The following is a 3,760-nucleotide window of genomic DNA, read 5'->3' on the forward strand; positions in this document are numbered from 1 at the left end:
AGCCGTAGCCGGTGAAGTCGGCGTAGGTGAGCGGGACGGCCAGGCCGCCGGCCATCACGTAGACGGTGGAGTCGGTGCCGGCGGCGTTGGTGATCAGGGTGCCGTTGGCGAGCGGGCGGGCGACCTCGGCGGCCTCCCATGCCTCCGGGACGCCCAGGACCGGCTGGTTGGCGTAGGTGGTGGTGAACTCGGCGCTGGTCATCGGCAGCGCGGAGTTGTTGACCATCACGTAGATCGACGGGTCGGTGCCGGCCTGGCCCTTGATCAGGGTGCCGTCCGGGACGGTCTTCCTGGCCGTGGTGTTGAGCCACTCGCCGGGCACGCCCATCAGGGACTGGAGGTTGTAGCCGTCGGCGGTCCACTCGGAGGCGGAGATGGGCAGGGCGGCGCCGCCGACAACGACGTAGCGGCTGGGGTCGGTGCCGGACTGGTCCATCAGGACGGTGCCGTTGGGCATGGGCTTGGCGATGGCGGCCTTCAGCCAGTCGCTGGGCACGCCCATCAGGGACTGGGTGTTGTAGCCGTCGGCGGTCCACTCGGCGGCGGAGATGTGCATGGCGGTGCCGTTGACGACGACGTAGCGGCCGGCGTCGGTGCCGGACTGGTCCATCACGACGAGTCCGGTGGCCGGGCCGGTGTTGATCGCGCCCTGCAGCCAGCTGGACGGGACGCCCATGTCGGCGCGGGTGTTGTAGCCGTCGGCGGTCCAGTCCGAGCCGGAGATGAACAGTGCCGCGCCGCCGACCACGACGTAGCGGGAGGAACCGCCGGCCTGGTCGTGGACCACGGTGCCGGGCGGCGGCACGGTGGGCAGGGCGTTGAAGGCGCCGTCGTCGACCTGGACGATCTTGCTCAGGTCGTAGCCGTCGGGGGCGACGTCGGAGCCGGCGACCGGCAGGCCCGCGCCGTTGATGATGACCTTGACCGAGGCGCCGTTCGGGGACTTGACCAGGGTGCCGGAGGGCAGCGAGGACGGGGAGGTGCTGACGTCCTCGACGACGTTCTTGTAGCGCCGCGCCTTGTAGTCGCCGTTGGGGTGCGAGTCGAACTTCGCGGCGTTGATGGAGGCGCCGGTGATGTGCTTCACCGGGGTGGAGCCGAAGGAGTAGTAGGAGAAGGTCGTGTGGCCGGGGTCGTCCCACTTCTCGAAGAGCAGGACGTGGTCGTAGAAGCTGTTGAGGACGTCCCCGGGGCGCAGGTCGCTGCGCGGGATCTCGTAGCTCTCGTCGGTGGCGATGGACTGGGTGGTGGCGCTGTAGCCCAGGTGCCAGGCCATGGAGACGTAGCCGGAGCAGTCCTTGCGGTAGTAGCGGCCGCTGGAGTCGGGGAAGGTCGCGCCCTGGTTGTAGGTGAGGCCCGGGTTCTGGTTGAACCAGTACTGGGCGCGGGAGAGGATCTCCGACCGGGTGATCTGGCCGCCGACGGTGGACGAGGCGGCGGCGTGGGCCGCGGTGGTGGTGACGGCCGTGGCGGCTATCGCGCCGGAGGCGGCGATGGAGGCGGCGAGGGTGATGCGGGCGAGCTTGGAGAGCGCGGAGGGCATGACGACGCGTCCTGACGGTGTGAGAGCGGCGGTGGGCGCCCGGTGCGGGCGCGGGAAGTCGAGGGGCGTGGCCCGGAGGGAGGCGGACGGCTGCCCTGCAGGAGCAGCGGTCGGGTGGCCTCGGGCGACGGCGGGGCGGGTCAGTCCCGGATGGTGTTCACGGAAGTGGCCGGCGTGGGTCGGGTCAGTCCCAGATGGTGTTGGCCGGGGTGACGGTGACCGGCGCGGGGGTGGTGACCGGCGCGGGGCCGTCCCAGATGGTGTTCGCCGTCGTGGCGGCCGGGGCGGGGGTAGGGCCGTCCCAGATGGTGTTGGCCGTCGTGGCGGCCGGGGCGGGGGTGGGGCCGTCCCAGATGGTGTTGGCCGAGGCCTGGCCGGCGATCGGCAGGACGGCGGCGAGGGCGAGGGCGGCGACCGCGGCGGCCTTGGCGAGCGGGGTGCGAAGCATGGGGGTGGACCTCTTTCGAGAACTGGGCGGGTGGCGGTGAGTCCGGTGTCGCGTCCCGCGGTAGACGCTCGGCCGGTTTGCCTCCGGGCGGTGGGCCCTGCTGGCGAGTACTAGCTTCGTCGCAGTTCAGGGCGGGTGGAAGGGCTCTCCGGTGGACGGAAGCGGCAGCGTCCGGATCCGTCCAGCCGGGCCGGATCAGTCCAGCAGGCGCTCGTAGAACGGCGCGACGAGCGGGGCTCCGACGCGGGTGAGCGTCCAGCCGTGCAGCGCGGGGACGGTCTCGACCGCGCGCCGGCAGAACGTGTCGACGACGGTCTCGGCGGCGCTCAGCCGGCCGGCGACCAGGTAGACGCCGAGGACGGCGCCGGGGCCGGCGCCCTCGTGCACGGCGACGTGTTCGATGCGCTCCTGGGGCCGCGCGCTCGCCAGCAGCGCCCCGGCGGTGTCGGGCGCGAGCGCCGCTGCCGGGGCCGGGACCGGGGCCTGGATCTCGGCATGAATCAGGTACATGGAACGGACTCTGCCGAACCGTCGACATCCCGGCATAGAGGATCAACCTGGACGGTTCCGGCGGTGTCCGGAACCGTCCAAGGGCCCTTGCTGGCCCCCTCTCGCACTCGCGTGCGATGATCGCGTACGCAGCGATTGGCGATTCAGGCCTTACACACCGGGGGGTAACGAGGCATGCTGACCGCACTCGGGCTGGATGCCGTGTCAGAGAGCGTCTACCGCAGCATGCTCGCGCATCCCGGCGACGGGGTGCGGGCGCTGGCGGAGCGGCTCGGGCGCAGCGAGGAGGAGGTCCGGCGCTGTCTGGACCTGCTGAGCGAGCTGGCGCTGATCCGGCCCTCCTACGAGCGGGAGGGCGAGCTGCGTGCGGTGTCGCCGCAGGTCGGCATGGAGTTGCTGATGGCTCGTCAGCAGGCTGATCTGGCGGCGCAGCAGCTGCGGATCGAGGCGTCCCGGGCGGCGGCTGCGCAGTTGATCGCGGAGTACGCGGATCTGCGGCCGGCCGCCTCGCACGCGGGGGTGGAGCAGTTGGTGGGCCTGGACCAGATCCGGGACCGGATCGCTTCGCTGGCCCGTGGTCTGACGGCGGAGATCATGACGTTCGCGCCGGGTGGCGGGCATTCTCCGGAGAGCATCGAGGCGTCCCGGCCGCATGACCGGGATCTGCTGGGCCGGGGGGTGCGGATGCGGACGGTGTACCTGGACAGTGTGCGCAACAGCCAGCCGACGGTGGCGTATGTGGGCTGGTTGGCGGAGCTGGGCGGGGAGGTGCGGACGGCGCCGGAGCTGCCGACCCGGATGATCATCTTCGATCGGGCGACGGCACTGATCCCGGTCAGCGGGGAGGACACCCGGGCGGGGGCGGTCGTGCTGACCGGTCACGGGACGCTAGTGGCACTGTGTGCACTGTTCGAGCACGTGTGGGGCCAGGCGCGGGAGTTGGGGCCGTCGGCGGTGCGGGACGAGGGCGGGCTCAGTGCGCCGGAGGCGACGGTGGTGCGGTTGCTGGCGCAGGGGCTGACGGACGAGGCGATCGCCAAGCGGCTGGGGGTGTCGTCGCGGACGGCGCGGCGGGTGGCGACGGATCTGATGGAGCGTCTGGGTGCGCGCAGTCGTTTCGAGTTCGGGATGCGGGCGGTGCAGAACGGCTGGCTGCCGCAGCAGTTGTAGGGCGTTCGCGCGGGTGGCCGTGGCGGGAGCCGGGCGGCTGGTGCGGGTGTGGGTCCGGCCCCCCCCCCCCCCGGGGGCGGGGGGGGGGC

Annotated in this window: 4 protein-coding genes; 1 reads left to right on the forward strand and 3 read right to left on the reverse strand. The window is 72.2% G+C overall.

Going from position 1 to position 3,760, the window contains the following annotated elements; all coding sequences use genetic code 11:
- The 3 genes from ACFV61_RS35075 to ACFV61_RS35085 form a co-directional block, all read right to left on the reverse strand.
- Positions 1–1,543: hypothetical protein (locus tag ACFV61_RS35075; RefSeq protein ID WP_380496157.1), on the reverse strand; the 1,543-nt coding region annotated here is incomplete at its 3' end.
- A gap of 184 nt (positions 1,544–1,727) precedes the next feature.
- Positions 1,728–1,991 (reverse strand): hypothetical protein, encoded by a 264-nt coding sequence (locus ACFV61_RS35080; protein WP_380496159.1) that lies wholly within the window; start codon positions 1,989–1,991, stop codon positions 1,728–1,730.
- A 195-nt stretch (positions 1,992–2,186) separates the two neighbouring features.
- Complete coding sequence (locus ACFV61_RS35085) at positions 2,187–2,501, reverse strand: hypothetical protein (RefSeq protein WP_063352932.1); 315 nt, start codon at positions 2,499–2,501, stop codon at positions 2,187–2,189.
- Positions 2,502–2,675: 174 nt separating this feature from the next.
- On the opposite strand from ACFV61_RS35085, the gene ACFV61_RS35090 reads away from it, so the two are divergent.
- Positions 2,676–3,671: a helix-turn-helix transcriptional regulator gene (locus ACFV61_RS35090; RefSeq protein ID WP_063352933.1), complete on the forward strand. Its 996-nt coding sequence runs from the start codon at positions 2,676–2,678 to the stop codon at positions 3,669–3,671.
- Positions 3,672–3,760 lie beyond the last annotated feature (89 nt).

This window comes from Kitasatospora sp. NPDC059817, assembly GCF_042731835.1.
Taxonomy (GTDB): domain Bacteria; phylum Actinomycetota; class Actinomycetes; order Streptomycetales; family Streptomycetaceae; genus Kitasatospora.

Coding starts and splice junctions, on each gene's coding strand:
- ACFV61_RS35080 (WP_380496159.1), bottom strand. CDS start 1,991: ATGCTTCGCACCCCGCTCGCCAAGGCCGCCGCGGTCGCCGCCCTCGCC.
- ACFV61_RS35085 (WP_063352932.1), bottom strand. CDS start 2,501: ATGTACCTGATTCATGCCGAGATCCAGGCCCCGGTCCCGGCCCCGGCA.
- ACFV61_RS35090 (WP_063352933.1), top strand. CDS start 2,676: ATGCTGACCGCACTCGGGCTGGATGCCGTGTCAGAGAGCGTCTACCGC.